Source organism: Novosphingobium chloroacetimidivorans (genome assembly GCF_014204535.1).
Classification (GTDB): domain Bacteria; phylum Pseudomonadota; class Alphaproteobacteria; order Sphingomonadales; family Sphingomonadaceae; genus Novosphingobium; species Novosphingobium chloroacetimidivorans.
Window position 1 is genome coordinate 49,538 of the sequence record NZ_JACHLR010000001.1, and the last position, 16,406, is coordinate 65,943.

Annotated in this window: 18 protein-coding genes; 8 read left to right on the top strand and 10 right to left on the bottom strand. The window is 66.8% G+C overall.

Annotated elements, in window-relative coordinates; all coding sequences use genetic code 11:
• Positions 1-280: 280 nt before the first annotated feature.
• Positions 281-1,096 carry an NYN domain-containing protein gene (locus tag HNO88_RS00210; protein WP_184241596.1) on the top strand — a complete coding sequence of 272 codons (816 nt, stop codon included), beginning with the start codon at positions 281-283 and terminating at the stop codon, positions 1,094-1,096.
• 43 nt (positions 1,097-1,139) lie between these two features.
• Here HNO88_RS00210 and HNO88_RS00215 read toward each other — a convergent pair whose 3' ends face one another.
• The 3 genes from HNO88_RS00215 to HNO88_RS00225 form a co-directional block, all read right to left on the bottom strand.
• Positions 1,140-1,970: a DUF4349 domain-containing protein gene (locus HNO88_RS00215; RefSeq protein WP_184241598.1), complete on the bottom strand. Its 831-nt coding sequence runs from the start codon at positions 1,968-1,970 to the stop codon at positions 1,140-1,142.
• Between the two features lie 73 nt (positions 1,971-2,043).
• Positions 2,044-4,038 (bottom strand): DNA topoisomerase IV subunit B, encoded by a 1,995-nt coding sequence (gene parE / locus HNO88_RS00220; protein WP_184241600.1) that lies wholly within the window; start codon positions 4,036-4,038, stop codon positions 2,044-2,046.
• A 72-nt stretch (positions 4,039-4,110) separates the two neighbouring features.
• Positions 4,111-5,286, bottom strand: coding sequence for a penicillin-binding protein activator (locus HNO88_RS00225; RefSeq protein WP_184241602.1), 1,176 nt, complete (start codon positions 5,284-5,286; stop codon positions 4,111-4,113).
• A gap of 40 nt (positions 5,287-5,326) precedes the next feature.
• Between HNO88_RS00225 and rsmI the strand changes: the two genes are divergently transcribed.
• The 4 genes from rsmI (at position 5,327) to HNO88_RS00245 (ending at position 8,393) form a co-directional block, all read left to right on the top strand.
• Positions 5,327-6,166, top strand: coding sequence for a 16S rRNA (cytidine(1402)-2'-O)-methyltransferase (gene rsmI / locus HNO88_RS00230; RefSeq protein WP_184241604.1), 840 nt, complete (start codon positions 5,327-5,329; stop codon positions 6,164-6,166).
• Positions 6,163-6,525 carry a YraN family protein gene (locus HNO88_RS00235; RefSeq protein WP_184241606.1) on the top strand — a complete coding sequence of 121 codons (363 nt, stop codon included), beginning with the start codon at positions 6,163-6,165 and terminating at the stop codon, positions 6,523-6,525. The genes rsmI and HNO88_RS00235 overlap by 4 nt, the downstream gene beginning before the upstream one ends.
• A gap of 139 nt (positions 6,526-6,664) precedes the next feature.
• Positions 6,665-7,645 carry a glutathione synthase gene (gene gshB / locus HNO88_RS00240; RefSeq protein ID WP_184241608.1) on the top strand — a complete coding sequence of 327 codons (981 nt, stop codon included), beginning with the start codon at positions 6,665-6,667 and terminating at the stop codon, positions 7,643-7,645.
• Between the two features lie 142 nt (positions 7,646-7,787).
• The gene (locus tag HNO88_RS00245; RefSeq protein ID WP_184241611.1) at positions 7,788-8,393 is read left to right on the top strand and encodes a DedA family protein; all 606 of its coding nucleotides are present in this window, start codon (positions 7,788-7,790) and stop codon (positions 8,391-8,393) included.
• A gap of 3 nt (positions 8,394-8,396) precedes the next feature.
• Here the strand turns inward: HNO88_RS00245 and HNO88_RS00250 are convergent, their stop codons facing one another.
• The 4 genes from HNO88_RS00250 to rph all read right to left on the bottom strand — a co-directional run bounded on the left by HNO88_RS00250 (position 8,397) and on the right by rph (position 12,085).
• Positions 8,397-9,290 (bottom strand): tyrosine recombinase XerC, encoded by an 894-nt coding sequence (locus HNO88_RS00250; protein ID WP_184241613.1) that lies wholly within the window; start codon positions 9,288-9,290, stop codon positions 8,397-8,399.
• Entirely contained in the window at positions 9,287-10,438 is a 1,152-nt protein-coding gene (hemW, locus tag HNO88_RS00255; protein WP_184241615.1) for a radical SAM family heme chaperone HemW, read from the bottom strand. Before hemW ends, HNO88_RS00250 begins: the two co-directional genes overlap by 4 nt.
• Positions 10,439-10,596: 158 nt before the next feature.
• Positions 10,597-11,223 (bottom strand): RdgB/HAM1 family non-canonical purine NTP pyrophosphatase, encoded by a 627-nt coding sequence (gene rdgB, locus HNO88_RS00260; RefSeq protein WP_184241617.1) that lies wholly within the window; start codon positions 11,221-11,223, stop codon positions 10,597-10,599.
• Positions 11,224-11,368: 145 nt separating this feature from the next.
• Complete coding sequence (rph, locus tag HNO88_RS00265) at positions 11,369-12,085, bottom strand: ribonuclease PH (RefSeq protein WP_184241619.1); 717 nt, start codon at positions 12,083-12,085, stop codon at positions 11,369-11,371.
• 112 nt (positions 12,086-12,197) lie between these two features.
• Here rph and hrcA point away from each other — a divergent pair, with 112 nt between their 5' ends.
• From hrcA to HNO88_RS00280, 3 genes are all read left to right on the top strand, one after another.
• Positions 12,198-13,253 (top strand): heat-inducible transcriptional repressor HrcA, encoded by a 1,056-nt coding sequence (gene hrcA / locus HNO88_RS00270; RefSeq protein ID WP_184241621.1) that lies wholly within the window; start codon positions 12,198-12,200, stop codon positions 13,251-13,253.
• Positions 13,254-13,269: 16 nt separating this feature from the next.
• On the top strand, positions 13,270-13,845 hold the full coding sequence (gene grpE / locus HNO88_RS00275) for a nucleotide exchange factor GrpE (RefSeq protein WP_184241623.1): 576 nt from the start codon (positions 13,270-13,272) through the stop codon (positions 13,843-13,845).
• 283 nt (positions 13,846-14,128) lie between these two features.
• A complete protein-coding gene (locus HNO88_RS00280) occupies positions 14,129-14,389 on the top strand; it encodes a YMGG-like glycine zipper-containing protein (protein WP_184241625.1) in 261 nt (86 codons plus the stop codon).
• 83 nt (positions 14,390-14,472) lie between these two features.
• On the opposite strand, the gene HNO88_RS00285 is transcribed toward HNO88_RS00280, so the two are convergent.
• The 3 genes from HNO88_RS00285 to HNO88_RS00295 form a co-directional block, all read right to left on the bottom strand.
• The gene (locus HNO88_RS00285) at positions 14,473-15,120 is read right to left on the bottom strand and encodes a hypothetical protein (RefSeq protein ID WP_184241627.1); all 648 of its coding nucleotides are present in this window, start codon (positions 15,118-15,120) and stop codon (positions 14,473-14,475) included.
• Positions 15,121-15,229: 109 nt separating this feature from the next.
• Entirely contained in the window at positions 15,230-15,640 is a 411-nt protein-coding gene (locus HNO88_RS00290; protein ID WP_246381069.1) for a vgr related protein, read from the bottom strand.
• A gap of 83 nt (positions 15,641-15,723) precedes the next feature.
• A complete protein-coding gene (locus HNO88_RS00295; RefSeq protein WP_184241629.1) occupies positions 15,724-16,251 on the bottom strand; it encodes a copper chaperone PCu(A)C in 528 nt (175 codons plus the stop codon).
• Positions 16,252-16,406 lie beyond the last annotated feature (155 nt).

Sequence of the window (16,406 nt, forward strand, 5' to 3'; positions counted from 1 at the left end):
GTTGTGCAGCGCAGCGAGGCAAGCGGGTGGGGTACCGCAACAGTCGGTCAAGCGGCCCTTGCATACCGCCCTCGTCGCCCTGAACTCGTTTCAGGGTCCATCTTGCCGCAAGCCCGGTTCTCAATGTCGTAAACCTTGCTCGGAGCTGGCGTCTCATGCCTCAGGGTGAGCTCGAGAAATGGACCCTGAAACGAGTTCAGGGTTACGGTTACCTTTGTTCTTCGCTAGCGCGAAACCCGGCACTGTGGACTTCGCGCTGCCCCCGCTGCACAAGCAGGCCATGCCTGACACCTCATCCAACATCGCCCTGCTGATCGACGCCGACAATGCCTCGCCGGCCAACCTCGAGGCTGCGCTCACCATCCTGGGCGATCTCGGCACGGTCAACGTGCGGCGGATCTATGGCAACTGGAGCAAGCCGGGGCTGAAGGGCTGGTCGAACATCGTCCATCGCTTCGCGCTGGAGCCGCAACAGCAGTTCGACCTCACCAAGGGCAAGAACGCCACCGACATGAAGATGACCATCGACGCCATGGACCTGCTCTACGGCGGGCGAGTCGATGGCTTCGGGCTGATGACCAGCGACAGCGACTTCATGCCCCTCGCCATGCGCATCCGCCAGAACGGCACGCCCGTCTATGGATTCGGCACCGCCCGCACGCCGCAAGCGTTTCGCGAGGCCTGCACCCGCTTCATCGACCTCGACGCGGTGGTGGAGGACGAGGAGGACGAGCTGATCCTGCCGCCGGCGATCCGGCCCAAGGCCGAAGCGAAGCCTGCGACGACCAAACGCGCGGAAGGCACCACCGCGACACCCGCGGTCGCGGCGAAGGACAAGCCGGCGCCGGCCAAGACCCGCGCGAAGCCCGAGGTCGACGACGAACTCATCAAGCTCCTCGCCCAGGCCTGGCGCGCCAGCAAGCGCGACGAGCAGGGTTTCGCCAGCATGACCGACGTGGGCCAACGCGTCGCCAACCGCTCCAGCTTCGACGCGCGGAGCTATGGCTTCTCGCGGTTGGCGGACCTGGTGAAATCGCTACCCAACTTCGTGACCGAGAAGCGCGAGAGCGGATTGTTCGTGAAGCGGGTGCGTTGAGATGGGCAGCTTTATCTCTCGGTGAACATCATTCCTGGCGCCTTTACTCGCCCTTCGGGCTGCGACGACGCTGCAACCAGCGAACGATAAAGACACCTGCTCCGATCAAGACGGCCCAAGGCAGCAAATATCCCAAGAGGATCATGCCGAGGATCAGCGCGTCCTGCACCCCGCCCCACGACTGACCTGCTGCCCGGATGAAGCGGTTGTCGCCACCCAAGGCGCCGTGCTCCACATAGTGAAACGACACCGGCGTGGTTGCGAGCGCCGACTCGCTTTCACGTTGTACGGAGACCTGCTCACCTGCTGCTCGATGCAGTTCCTCCAGCCGGGTCGTAAGCGTGCTCCGCTCGCTCTCGCTCAAGTTCTTGGCTCGGAGCCGAGCATCGATACGGGCGATCTCAGCTCGGGCGTCGGCTTGGCTGTTCCGCGCCTGGTCTATCGCCCCCGCCGCATCGCGGCCATCGACCATGGCAGTATCGATCTCACCTTTCGCCGCTTCGACGATGTCCGCTGCGCGACCGGCATAAGTATAGGCATCCCCCGGCGCGAGCAGGAGGTTAAGGCTGCCCGACGCGGACTTGCCATGTTGCTGATCGAAGGTGATCCCGGTCACACGGCACCTCGTAGCGCCCAGTCGTTCACACTCGGTAACGTGCTGGCGCTGAACCTTGGCGATCGCCCGCGCGGGCAGTGCGAAAGTGTAGTTGAACACGAAGGCGACGCCGCGCGTGGCGCTGCTGCCGGTCACGTCCGGGGCGGCCATATCCGTCGTGCTCGCGGACTCTTCGGCGGGCTGTTCTGCCTTCCCGCACGCTACGATGAGGAGAACCGGGGCGAGTGCCGTTGCCGTCCGCAAGAACATGCCGCGCATCAGACACTCTCCACTCGATACTCACCACTACTGTGCAATCATCTACTCCACTCGTAGACTTTGGCAATCAGTTCTACGCATCGATCAGCTCCGGATCGATCTCGCCGGCGCGGTTCTGGATGAATTGGAAGCGGTGTTCGGGATTGCGGCCCATCAGGCGGTCGACAAGGTCCTTCACAGCGGCGCGGCCCTCGTACTCGGGGGGCAGGGTGATGCGGAGCAATGAGCGGGTTTCGGGGCTCATCGTCGTCTCGCGCAGCTGACCGGGATTCATCTCGCCCAGGCCCTTGAAGCGCCCAACTTCGACTTTCTTGCCCTTGAACTTGGTCTTTTCCAGCTCGGCGCGGTGGGCGTCGTCGCGGGCGTAAGCGCTGGTCGCGCCGCTGACGAGGCGGTAGAGCGGCGGTTGCGCGAGGTAGAGGTGCCCCTTGCGCACGATCTCGGGCATCTCCTGGAAGAAGAACGTCATCAGCAGCGTCGCGATATGGGCGCCGTCGACATCGGCGTCGGTCATGATGACGATGCGGTCGTAGCGCAGGTTGTCCGGGTTGCAGTCCTTGCGGATGCCGCAGCCAAGCGCGAGCTGAAGGTCGGCGATTTCCTGGTTGCCGCGGATCTTGTCGGCGCTGGCGCTGGCGACGTTGAGGATCTTGCCGCGGATCGGCAGGATCGCCTGGGTCTTGCGGTCGCGCGCCTGCTTGGCCGAGCCGCCGGCGCTGTCGCCCTCGACGATGAACAGTTCGGTCTCGCCCTTGCCTTCGCCCGAACAGTCGGTGAGCTTGCCCGGCAGGCGCAGCTTGCGCGCGCTGGTGGCGGTCTTGCGCTTGATCTCGCGCTCAGCCTTGCGGCGCAGGCGGTCGTCCATGCGCTCCAGGATGGTGCCGAGCAGCGCCTTGCCGCGCTCCATGTTGTCGGTGAGGAAGTGGTCGAAGTGATCGCGCACTGCATTCTCGACCAGGCGAACGGCGTCGGGGGAGGTCAGGCGATCCTTGGTCTGGCTCTGGAATTGGGGATCGCGGATGAAGACCGATAGCATCACCTCGCTGCCGGTCACCACGTCGTCGGGCGTGATGTCCTTGACCTTCTTGCCCTGGCCGACCAGCTCGGCAAAGGCGCGGATGCCCTTGGTCAGCGCCCCGCGCAGGCCCTGCTCGTGCGTGCCGCCGTCGGGTGTGGGAATGGTGTTGCAGTAGTACGAATATGCCCCGTCGGAGTAGAGCGGCCAGGCGATCGCCCACTCGACCCGGCCTTGCTCGGACCCATGTTCCTTCGGGAAGTCCTGGCTGCCGGAGAAGAACTGGCTGGTGACGCACTCGCGCCCGGCGATCTGTTCGGCGAGGTGATCGGCGAGACCGCCGGGGAACTGGAACACTGCCTCGGCGGGCACATCCTCGGTCGCCAGCGAGGGCGCGCACTTCCAGCGGATCTCGACGCCGGCGAAGAGGTAGGCCTTGGAGCGCACCAGCTTGAACAGGCGGGCCGGCTTGAACTGCTGGTCGCCAAAGATCTCGGTATCGGGCGTGAACGCCACGGACGTACCTCGGCGGTTGGGCGCGGCGCCGATCTTCTGTAGCTTGCCCAGCGTCGCCCCGCGCGCGAACTCCTGCGCATAGAGCTCCTTGTTGAGCGCCACTTCCACGCGGGTGTGGCTGGACAACGCGTTGACCACCGAGATGCCGACGCCGTGCAGGCCGCCCGAAGTGGCGTAGGCCTTGCCCGAGAACTTGCCGCCCGAATGCAGGGTGGAGAGGATCACCTCCAGCGCGGACTTGCCGGGGAACTTGGGATGCTCGCCCACCGGGATGCCGCGGCCGTTGTCGGTGATGGTCAGGCGGTTGCCTTCCTCCAGCATCACCTCAATGCGATTGGCGTGACCGGCGACGGCCTCGTCCATGGCATTGTCGAGGACCTCTGCGGCGAGGTGATGCAGCGCCCGCTCGTCGGTGCCGCCGATGTACATGCCCGGGCGACGCCGAACCGGCTCCAGGCCTTCAAGGACTTCGATAGCGGACGCGTCGTACGCCTCGCCGGAGGATGTGGGCAGCTTGTCGAAGAGATCGTCGGACATGTTCGCGTTATGGCCTCACCCCCGGCCAGGCGCAAGCTGGGCGCTCGGCTTATCGTCGGCGCCGGCCCTGCCTCAACCGCCGAACTTGGTCGCGGCCGGGCTCACGACCTTGACCGCGCCGCCGCTGATCTCACGCACTTCCAGCGCGCGGTCGATCACGCCGTTCCTGTCGAAACGGAACGCCCCATCCAGCCCGAGGAAGCCATCGCTGGACGTCAGCGCCGAAGTTGGGAAGGCCCGGCCGGGCTTCCACTCGCGTGCCACGCGCAACGTCAGCAAGACCGCGTCATATCCCAGCGTGGCAATGCGATAGGGCGCCGCACCGAAGCGCGTGCGATAACTCTGCACGAACTTCGGAAAGCGCGCGTCGGACACCGCCGCGAACCATGCGCCATTCAGCGCCGGCGCGGTCGTGATTGCCTTCTCACCGCTCCACAGCTCGGTGCCGAGCAGCCGCGGGGTGGCGTTGCCACGCGCCTTGAGCAAGCCCGCCGCACGCGCTGAGAGCGCGCCGCTGTCGGCGATCAGGATCGCATCGAAGTTACCGCGCACGCGCAGCTTGCTGGCTGCAGCGGTGATCGAGGCGGCGCTGCGATCGTAGCTCTCCATCGCCATGATCGTGCCACCGGCCGCGCGTGCTTCGGCGATCAGCGATTGCGAGGCGCGTTCGCCATAATCGCCCTTGGGTACCAGTGCGGCGAAGCTGGTGACGCCATGCTCGCGCGCATAGCGCACGGTCCGGCGTACCGAGGATCCGGGCAGGCTGCCCATGACGTAAACGTCCTTGGCGGCGGCGCTTTGGTCGTTCGAGAACGAGATCAGCGGCACCTTGGCGCCGCGAGCGGCCGCGGCGACGGCCGGAATGTCGTCAGCCAGCAAGGGCCCGAGGATCAGCTGGTTCCCATCGGCAATCGCGCGCGACGCGGCCACGCCGGCACCGGTCGACGTGTCGTAGTTGGTGATCCGCAGGTTCTTGGCGTTGGTGTCCATCAGCGCCATCGTCGCGGCATTGGCGATCGACTGGCCGACCGCGCCGTTGGCGCCGCTCATCGGCACCAGCAGCGCGATGCGGTGGTGCTGCGTATCCGTCGGAAGTTCGCTGGTGCTCGGCGCGGGCGTGGGCCGGGGCGGAGGCGGTGCGACCGGGCCCTTGGGCACGACGGCGCAAGCCGCCAGGGTCGCCATCGCTGCCGCGGCGAGCAGGTTGCGTCGGGGCAGTCTGGTCTGGATCAGGCGCCGTTCGAACATCACTTGCCGTTCCCCTCCGGAATGGGCCATGGGTCGCGACATGGAACAGCCGCTTGCCCCCAAGCTTCCTGCAGGCCTCTACATAGTCGCCACCCCGATTGGCAACCTCGGCGACATCACCTTGCGAGCCGTCGAGGTGCTGGGCGCGGTTTCGCTGGTAGCGTGCGAGGATACGCGCGTCACGGGAAAGCTGCTGAATCGCTTGGGTTTGAAGAAGCGCATGGTGCGCTACGACGATCACGCCGATGCCGGCGCGCGCGATCGCCTGCTGGCCGCCATGCGCGAGGAGCCGGTGGCGCTGGTGAGCGATGCGGGGACGCCGCTGATCTCCGATCCCGGCTATCGCCTGGTGCGGGCTGCGCGCGAGGAGGGGATCGCGGTCACCAGCCTGCCGGGGCCCAGCGCGGCGGTGGTAGCGCTGACGCTGTCGGGCCTGCCGAACGACCGCTTCCTCTTCGCCGGGTTCCTGCCCAACAAGGTCAAGGCGCGCGAGGACGTGCTGCGCGAGCTGGCGGCGGTGCCGGCCACGCTGATGTTCTACGAAACCGCGCCGAGGCTGCTCGATGCGCTGGCAGCAATCGGCTTGGTGCTGCCGGGCCGCGAGGTGGCGGTGGCGCGCGAGCTGACCAAGCGCTTCGAGGAGTGTCGCCATGGTTCGCCCGACGAGATCGCCGCTCACTACGCCGCGCATCCGCCCAAGGGTGAAATCGTCCTGCTGGTCGCGCCACCGTCCGACGAGGCGGTCGACGAGGCGGATGCCGATGCCCTGTTGCGTGAGGCACTGCTGACCGAGAAGCCGTCGCAGGCCGCTGCGCAAGTGGCGAAGGCGACCGGGCTCGATCGCAAGACGCTCTATGCTCGCGCGCTCGAACTCAAGTGAGCGGGCGGCGCGAGAAGGCGGAGCAGCGCGGACGCCGCGGTGAGGCGCTGGCCGCGTGGTACTTGCGGCTGACCGGCTGGCGCATTCTGGGCAAGCGGGTGAAGACGGCGCGCGGCGAGATCGACCTCGTGGCCAGGCGCGGTCGGACCGTCTGCTTCGTAGAGGTGAAATGGCGGGGCAGCGTGCGTGAGCTCGGCCTCGCCATCGACACACATCGGCTACGCAGGGTCGCGGCGGCGGCCGAGGCCGTGGCACCGCGCTATGCCGGACGGGGTGAGGACGTGCGGATCGATGTGCTGCTGCTCGCGCCAGGGTGCTGGCCGCGCCGGATCGCCAACGCTTGGCAACCCGGCGCTTGAGGGGCAGGGGAGCCCACTCACGTCACGACCGGTCACATGGGGCGGACCCGTCGTGCGGCCAGCATGATGGAAACTACTCGCGAGGCCTGCGTTTTCGGCTAATGCGGCACACAGGAACGGCCCTTAGACGAGAAACAGCATGGCTTTACGCGTCGCAGTCCAGATGGACCCGCTCGAGACGATCAACATCGCGGGCGACAGCTCCTTCGCGCTGATGCTGGCGGCGCAGGCGCGCGGGCACTCGCTGTTACACTACGACGTGCGATCGCTGGCCTACGACACGTCGGAAGGCGCAGGCGGGCGCCTGACGTCATGGGCTTCGCCGATCACGGTGCAGCGCGTGCAGGGCGATCACTACACCCGCGACGAGCCGCGGCTGATCGATCTGGCAACGGACGTCGACGTGGTGCTGATGCGCCAGGATCCGCCGTTCGACCTGGGCTACATCACCGGCACCCACTTGCTGGAGCGACTGGCGGGCACGACGCTGGTGGTCAACGATCCCGTCTCGGTCCGCAATGCGCCCGAGAAGGTCATGGTGCTGGACTATGCGCGGTTCATGCCGCCGACGTTCATCGCGCGCCGAGTGGAGGACGTGCGCCGCTTCCATGCCGCGCATCCGGGCGACCTCGTCGTCAAGCCGCTCCACGGCAATGGCGGCAAGGCGGTGTTCCGCGTGCCCGCCGACGGCTCTAACCTGGGCGCGCTCGCCGAGCTGTTCGGGCAGGTCTGGCCCGAGCCTTTCATGGTCCAGCCGTTTCTCCCGTCGGTGAGCAAAGGCGACAAGCGCATCGTCCTGGTAGACGGCGAGATCGCCGGCGCCATCAACCGTCGTCCGGGCGAAGGCGAGTTCCGCTCCAACCTCGCGGTCGGCGGCTCGGCGGAAGCGACTCAGCTCACCGCGCGCGAGGAAGAGATCTGCGCGGCGATGGGGCCGGAACTGAAGCGCCTCGGGCTGGTTTTCGTCGGGATCGATGTGATCGGCGGACAATGGCTTACCGAAATCAATGTGACCTCGCCGACAGGCATCGTGGCGATCGACCGCTTCAACGGCAGCGACACCGGCGCGCTGATCTGGGACGCCATCGAGCGCCGCCACGCGGCGATGACGCGCTCCTGATCGTAAACTCCAGCCGTCGTCTCCGCGAAGGCGGGGACCCCGCTTGTTCTTTGACGATCGCGGAAGCGCAGAGGGAAGCGGGGCCCACGCCTGCGCGGGAGCGACGGGTGGATGTGGACGCAATCCCTGGAGTTCCAGCCTCATGAACACCTGGATAATCCAGCTCATCCAGGGCGGCGGGTACTGGGGCATCGCCTTGCTGATGGCGCTGGAGAACATCTTCCCGCCGATCCCGTCCGAGCTGATCATGGGCGTGGGCGGTCTAGCGGTCGCGCGCGGGAGCATGCAGTTCGTGCCGCTGCTGATCGCCGGCACGATCGGCTCGGCGCTGGGCAACTACGTTCTGTTTCTAGTTGCCGATCGGCTGGGCTACGAACGCCTGCAGCCTTTCGTCGACCGCTGGGGCCGTTGGCTGACGATGGAGTGGGAGGATGTCGAAACGGGCACCCGCTTCTTCCGCAAGCACGGCGGCGCAGTGGTGTTCGTGCTGCGGTTCATGCCGATGTTCCGCTCCGTCGTATCGATCCCGGCGGGCCTCGCGCACATGAAGCATTGGCAGTTCCTCGCCTACACCGCGGCTGGCGCGGCGATCTGGAATGCGTTGCTGATCGTGCTCGGCCGCTGGGCCGGTCGCGCCTTCGCCGAAGCGGAGCAGTGGCTGGGCTGGGCGACCATCGCGGTCGCGGCGCTAACGGCCGTGTACTACATGTATCGCGTCGTGACCTGGAAGCCGCGCGCCAAGCGCTGAACTCTACGTGAGTTCGCGCGGGTGAGCATTCCGGTAGACGTCCAGCAGCGTCGCTGCGTCCACCTGCGTGTAGATCTGCGTCGACCCCAGGCTGGCGTGGCCCAGCAGCTCCTGCAAACTGCGCAAGTCGGCTCCGGCGCCCAGCAGGTGCGTCGCGAAGCTGTGTCGCAGCGCGTGCGGTGTCGCGGTGGGCGGCAGGCCCAAGCCGACCCGCGCGCGTGCCATCGCCCGCTGCACCATGCCTTGCGATAATGGCCCGCCCTTGACGCCGCGGAACAGCGGGTCGGTGCGGCCGCAGGGCCAGGGGGACTTGGCCAGGTAATCGCCGATACCCTCGCGCACGATCGGCAGCAGCGGCACGACGCGCTGCTTGCCGCCCTTGCCGGTGACGAGCAGCGTCTCACCCAGCGGCAGCGCCGCGCCGGTGAGCGACAGCGCCTCGGCGATGCGCATTCCGGCGCCGTATAGCAGCAGCAGCACCGCGCGATCGCGCGCGCCGATCCAGGGCTCGGCGGCGTCCTCCTCGACCGTAACGGCAAGGTTGATCGCCTCGTCGGGGGTGACGGGACGGGGCAGGCCCTTCTTCACCCGCGGGCCGCGAATGCGCGGAAGCGCCATGTCCGCGAGGCCGGCCTGTTCCCGTGCGAAGATCAGGAAGGCCTTGAGCGCGGACAGCTCCCGCGCGGCCGAAGTGTTGGTCAGGCCGTCCTCCCGGCGACCGGCAAGATGGCGGCGCAAGTCGCCAGCCGTGAGCCGGGACAGGTGGCCCCAGTCCGTTTCGTCCTGCCCGATCAACCGCGCGGCCGTCGCGACGTAGGCGCGCACCGTGTGCGGCGAGCGGCGGCGGCTCTTGGCAAGGTATTCGCCCCAGGCCTCGAGGATATCGGCGCGTGTCACGCCTCGACCAGGCTTGCTGGCACCAGTTCCGCCAGCAAGGCGTCGAGCAACGGCATGCCCGCATCGCTGACGCCAATGCGCGAACCACGCTGCCAGGCGAGCCCCTGGTCCTGATAGAACGCCAGCTTCCTCGCGTCGCACAGTTCGCTGGTGGGCACCTGAAGCCTTGCGCTCAGTTGAGCGAGGTCCACGCCTTCCGCCAGTCGCAAGCCCATCAGCATGGCCTCGGCCGCTTGCTCCCGGCGGCCGAGGGTGCGGCTCTCGGCAATCCCGTCACCCTGTCGCGCCACGGCGGCGAGCCAGTTCTCCGGCTTGCGGTGGCGCACGGTGGCAACGCCGCCCCTGCGCCCATGCGCGCCGGGGCCGATGCCGCAATAATCCTGGTAGCGCCAATAGGTGAGGTTGTGGCGGCTCTCCTCGCCAGGCCGTGCGTGGTTGCTGATCTCGTAGGCGGGCAAGCCGGCAGCGGCAGTCACCTGGCGCGTAAGCTCGAACATGTCGGCGGCGCCATCCTCGTCCAGTGGCGTGAAGTCGCCCTTGCGCACCATGGTCTCGAACCGGGTGCCGGGTTCGATCGTCAGCTGGTAGAGCGAGAGATGACCGGTGCCGAAGCCGAGCGCACGCGTGAGCTCCGCCTGCCACTGCGCGAGCGTCTGGCCAGGTCGGGCGTAGATGAGGTCGAAGGTCACGCGCCCGAAGTGCTGCTGCGCGACCTCCAGCGCCGCAAGTCCCTCGTCCGCATTGTGCAGCCGGCCGAGAAAACGCAGCGTCTGATTGTCCAGCGCCTGCAATCCGAGCGAGGCCCGATTGATCCCGGCACGCGCCAGCACGGCATAGTTCGCCGCCTCGACCGAGGACGGGTTGCCTTCCAGCGTGATCTCTATGGTGGGATCGAACCCCCAAAGCCGCTCGGCTTCCTCCAGCAAGCGCGCGACCAGCGCGGGAGGCATCAGCGAGGGCGTGCCGCCACCGAAGAAGATCGAGGTCAACGTCTCGCCCGAGGCAAGCTCCGCTTCGCGGCGCATGTCGGCGAGGAGCGCTCGCTCCCAATCCGCATGATCGACGCGGTCGCGCACATGGCTGTTGAAGTCGCAGTAGGGGCATTTCGCCAGGCAGAACGGCCAGTGGATATAGAGGGCGCGGGCCATGAGCGCGTGCCTAGCAGCTTTTCTCGATGTCGTCCCGGACTTGATCCGGAGCAGGCTGCGTCATGTCCGGAGCTGGCTGCGGCGCGCAGCTTACCGTGCTCTCAACGAGAGATCGGGAAGTGTCGGAACCGGACCCGGATAAAGTCCGGGTCGACGGCTCACGCGAACTGGTCTGCGACCAGCTTGGCGAAGGCATCGGCGCGGTGGCTCATGCGGTGCTTCTCTTCAGGCGGCAGTTCGGCGAAGGTCATGTCGAACCCACGCGGCACGAACACCGGATCGTAACCGAAGCCCATCGTTCCGCGCGGAGGCCACGAGTACGTGCCGTCCACCCGACCTTCGTAGACCGCCTCGTCGCCATCCGGCCAGGCGATCGCCAGCACGCACGAGAACCAGCACGAACGATCCGCCTCGGGGCCGATCTGCGCGAGCAGACCCTCGACCTTGCCCATGGCCATGTACCAGTCGCGGCCCGGATCGCCCTCGAACCATTGCCGCTCGGCCCAATCGGCGGTGTAGACGCCCGGCCGGCCGCCGAGTGCCAGGACCGACAGGCCGCTGTCGTCGGCGAGCGCCGGCATCTGCGCGGCCTTCGCTGCGGCATGCGCCTTGAGTAGTGCGTTCTCGACGAAGGTGGTGCCGGTCTCATCCGGCTCGGGAAGGCCGAGCGCGCCGGCCGAGACGCACTCGATGCCGTGAGGAGCGAGCAGGGCGCCGATCTCCTTGAGCTTGCCTGCATTGTGCGTGGCGATGACGAGGCGGCTGCCATCGAGTTTGCGGGTCATGCGCGTTCTCCCAATTTCGTCATCCCCGCGAAAAGTTTCGTCATCCCCGCGCATGCGGGGATCCGGCTTTCTTCAATCCAAGGTCAAAGAACAAGCGGGGCCCCCGCCTGCGCGGGGATGACGAGTTTCGGGATTGAGTGTGTTCTTACCGCCCCACGGCCTTGGCCTGCGCGGCGAAGATGTTCTCGCAGCCGATGCGGGCCAGGCGCAGCAGGCGCAGCAGCGCTTCCTCGTCGTAAGCCGCGCCTTCGGCCGTCGCCTGCGCCTCGGCGATGAGGCCGCCCTCGATCAGCACGAAGTTGGCGTCGGAGTGCGCATTGCTGTCCTCGATATAGTCGAGGTCGAGCACCGGCGTGCCCTCGTGAATGCCGCAGGATACCGCGGCGACCTGGGCCGTGATCGGGTCCTCCTTGATCTTGCCTTCGGCCATCAGCTTGTCGACGGCGACGCGCAGCGCCACCCAGGCGCCCGAGATCGAGGCGGTGCGGGTGCCGCCATCGGCCTGGATTACGTCGCAGTCGAGAACGATCTGGCGCTCGCCCAGCTTCTTCATGTCTACCACGGCGCGCAAGGAACGACCGATAAGCCGCTGGATTTCCTGCGTGCGACCCGACTGCTTACCCTTCGCGGCCTCGCGGCTGCCGCGCGTGTGGGTGGCGCGGGGCAGCATCGAGTACTCGGCAGTGACCCAGCCTTCGCCCTTGCCGCGCAGGAACGGCGGAACCTTCTCCTCGACGCTGGCGGTGACCAGCACGCGGGTATCGCCAAACGAGATCAGCGCCGATCCTTCCGCGTGCTTGGTGAAGCCGGTCTGGATGTCGATGGCGCGCATTTCGTCAGGCGCACGGCCGGATGGTCGCATGGGAGGTGTCCTCTGGAAGATATCTGAAAGATCTGCGCGCGCCCTAGGCGCTTTGGGGTTATGGCCGCAAGAGGGGCTTGAGGCGCCAGGGCCGATGGTTAGATAGGATGTCGTGACCACACCGCCGATCATCGAACTGACTGCGCGCGCCAGGGACATCTTCCGCCTGGTGGTGGAAGGCTACCTGGAGACGGGGCAGCCCGTCGGCTCGCGCACGCTGGCGGGCGGGGGCGGGGTGAATCTCTCGCCGGCGTCGATTCGATCGGTGCTGGCGGATCTCGAGACCTTGGGCTTGCTGGCGGCGCCGCATACCAGTGCCGGTCGGATGCCGACGGAGTCGGGCCTGCGCCTGTTCGTGGATGGCATGATGCAAGTCGCGGAACCGACCCGCGAGGAGCGCGCCGCGATCGAGAGCCGCATCGCCGGACCCGGTCCGATCGAGGCCGCGCTGGAGGCAACCAGTGCGATCCTGTCCGATCTTTGCGCCGGCGCCGGCGTCGTCATGGTGCCGCAACGCGAGGCGCGGCTGCGGCAGATCTCGCTGCTGTCCATCGCCGAGCGCCGGGTGCTCGCCGTGCTCGTGGGCGCCGACGGTTCGGTCGAGAACCGCATCATCGAGCTGTCCGCTCCGATCCCGCCGAGCGCGCTTGAGGAAGCTTCCAACTATCTCACCGCGCATCTCGCCGGACGTACGCTGAGCGAAGCGGCGGTGGCGATGAAAGCCGACATCGCCTCGGGTCGCAGCGCGCTCGATGCCGCGAGCCAGGACCTGGTGCAGCGCGGGCTCGCCGTGTGGAGCGAGGATGCGGCGCGCCGGCGCGTGCTGATCGTGCGTGGCCAGGCCAACCTGCTCGACGAAACGGCGCTTTCGGATCTGGAGCGGGTTCGCTCGCTGCTGGACGACCTGGAGAACAAGCAGTCGGTGGCCGACTTGCTCGACATGGCGCGCGATGCCCGATCGGCGCGCATCTTCATCGGATCGGAGAACCGCTTGTTCGCGCTGAGCGGGTCTTCCGTGATCGCCTCGCCCTATCGCGATCGCGAGGGCAGGGTGGTCGGCGTGGTGGGGGTAATCGGCCCCACTCGGTTGAACTATGCGCGCGTCGTCCCCATGGTGGACTTCACCGCTCAGAGCCTGGGCCAGAGCCTGAGCAAACTCATCGGATAGCTGGAACCTACACGACATGATCGATCAGAACACGCAGCCTGAAGACAAGGCCGTGGCCGAAGAACTTAAGGGCGTTCCTGAGGAGCTGCTGGAGAAGAACGCGGAAACCGTCGATCGCGGAGCCGAAGAGCTTGCGCGTCTGCGCGAGGATCTGGAAGTCGCCAAGCAGGACGTGCTCTACGCCAAGGCAGAGACGCAGAACGTGCGCCGCCGCCTGGAAAAGGACATCGCCGACACCCGCGCCTATGCCGCGACCGGCTTTGCGCGCGATATCCTCTCCGTCTCGGACAATCTCACCCGTGCGCTCTCGGCGATCCCTGCCGAACTGCGCGAGGACGAGAAGATGAAGAACCTGGTGGCGGGCATCGAGGCGACCGGGCGCGAGATCGAGAAGGTCTTTGCCTCGCACGGTATCAGCCGCATCGCCGCGGTGGGCCTGCCGCTCGATCCCAACCAGCATCAGGCGATGATCGAGCTGCCTTCCGGCGATGCAGAGCCCGGCACCGTGCTGCAAGAACTGCAGGCCGGCTACATGATCAAGGATCGTCTGCTGCGGCCGGCGATGGTCGCCGTGGCCAAGAAGCCGGATTGATCCACCAAGGACGTTGCAGGGACACGTCGTCCCGGGTTCGACCCGGGACCGTTTTTTGCCAGCGATGAGCCTACCGCCGGGATGCCTTCGGGACGGCTCGCGACGCGAAGGTATCGCTTTCGGATCCGGTCCGGGGCGACAATGACCGGCTGCATTGTTGCGCGTTGGTTGCTCCGCCGCTCAATCACCCGTTACTTGCGACCGTCCGCCTTCAATCCAGGAACAACCCTGCCCGCTCCCCGTTAGCCCAGCACAGAACATTGTTGGGTCACGGAGACAAGTCATGCGTAAGTTCATCCTCCCCGTCATGGCTGCCGGCGCACTGGCGCTTGGCGGTTGCGCTTCGAACTACGGCGGCGAAGGCGCCCTTGCCGGCGGCGCGATCGGCGCGGGCGTAGGCGCTCTTGCCGGCGACGTCGGCGCAGGCGCTGCGATCGGTGCCGCCGCGGGTGCGGTCGCCGGGTCGCAGGTCGAAAAGGACCGCAACGGCGGCTGCTACCGCTACGACCGCGACGGTCGCCGCTACTACGACCGCGATTGCTGAGGCCGACCTAGAATCAGTACGAAGAAGGGCGCGGATGCCGATGCATTCCGCGCCCTTCATGCGTTAGCGATACGGGGCTGCGATCAGCCAGAGGGCTGCGAAGCGACCTCGCGCCTATCGAGCGATGCAGCACGCGCCGGGGTCTGGTCCGGCGATGCCTCGATCGCGGCAGAGGCCTGACGCGCCTGCGGATCTTGCCAACGGAAATTCATGTTCTCGGCCAGATGGGCTTTCACGGTTGAATTCGCGGCGATGTTGCCACTGGTGCCGTGGATCAGGAAGCCAAGCGTCGACACAAGCATGATCGTACCGAAGGATACGACGGTGCCGGAGGTGCCTTCATCGTAGGCGTCACCGGAAAGGCGGACCGGCCCGCTCGGCGTCTGGACTTCGATAAGACGAACGGCGACCTTGCCCTTGCGCCCAAAATGCCCGTTGCGCTGGAGCGAGGCAACCTCACCGACCACCGGCGCGCCTGCGGGGATGACCGTCTGCCCTTGGAACGTGATGGGCTCCGCAACTTCCAGGTAGACCCGATCGCCAAGGTTGGCTTCCCTGGTATTCACTTGCGTGCGGGTGCGCAGCATGATCGGCGTGCCCATTGGCAGGTAATACTTGAACACCCGGCCGTCTGCCGCGGACGGAGGCGCCGACCAGACATAGGTCGACTGTGCTTGAACCGTCCCGGTGCTCACGGATGCAAGCAGCGCGGCGGCTATGAACTTTCGCATGAGTTTGGTTTCCTGTTGCCCAGGAAATAGTACCGCGCCGACCTTTAGAGTTTCCAACAGGAGATGGTTGCTGCAGACTTAAAAATGTAGCCGAACCTTCGCGTGTCGCTCACCGAAACGGCAGCACGCCGCGGTAGCTCTCCAGCGGCGGCGCGCCCGGCACATGCATCCCACGTTCCAGCAGGAACACATGGCGCACGATTTCCGCCTGCTGCTCCAGGCCGTAGCGTTCCAGTCGCCACCCCGGTCGCAAGGTGTAGTCGTAGCGGCAGAGTGGATGGCGCATGAGCGGCAGGTACCAGCGTCCACGATGCTGCGTCTGCCAGACATGGGTCATCTCATGCAGGAATAGCGCCTGCGCCTGCGGTCCGGCGACCGCGAAATCATCGACATAGAGCTGGGATCGCGGGTGGAAGTGGACGTGCCCGCATGGCGCCATCAGCGTGTCCACCGGCTGGAACGGGAACCAGCGCCGGCGCGTCACGCGCACCGGGTCGCAGTCGATCGCCTTGCCGAACATGCCCGCGACCAGCGCACGCTCGCCTTCCGTCAGCGGGCGATCGCCGCCAGGCGGGCAGGCACAGGGCGAAGCGAGCGTGGGCGTCAGTGGCTCATCCCCGCCATGCCGCCCGAGTTTGCGCCCATCGCCTCGACCTTGAGCGGCACCGATATCTTGTCCCCGTCGGAGAAAGTCAGCGTGAGCTCGCTTCGATCTCCGGCCTTCAGGCTTGGCTCGATGTCGAATGCCATGATGTGCAAGCCGCCCGGCACGAAAGCGATGGATGCGCCTGCATCGATCGGCACTTGCTCGACCGGCGTCATCTTGCCGCCGGAGGTGCGGTGCATCTCCGCCTTGCCGGCACCTTGCACGTGTACGCCCGCGAGCGTGATCTTGGCAGACGTATTGTTCGCCACCCGGAAGTAGACGACGCCGGGCCGCCCAGCGATGACCGGCAGCACGAGGCGCGCGGCGCCTGCCGTGACGCCCGGCTTGGCATCGGGACCAAGCGCGTCGACGCTCTCGTTCGCGCCGGTGCTCGTTTCGGGAGCCGGTGCCTCGCCTCCCTTGCACCCCGTTATCGCCGCAGCGAGCAGCAGCGCCGACAGCAGGGCGGTACGATGCATTCTCATGGCCGATGGCTCTCATTCTGGCAGTGCAATTCGCGCCGTCTCATGCCTGCACACCGCTCTTGTGCCAAGCAAAACCCGTCCTATATCGCCCGCCGACGACACGCCCTTCATGGGGACGTCACCGAGCCGCCAAGCCGCCTTGCTCCGCAGGGGGA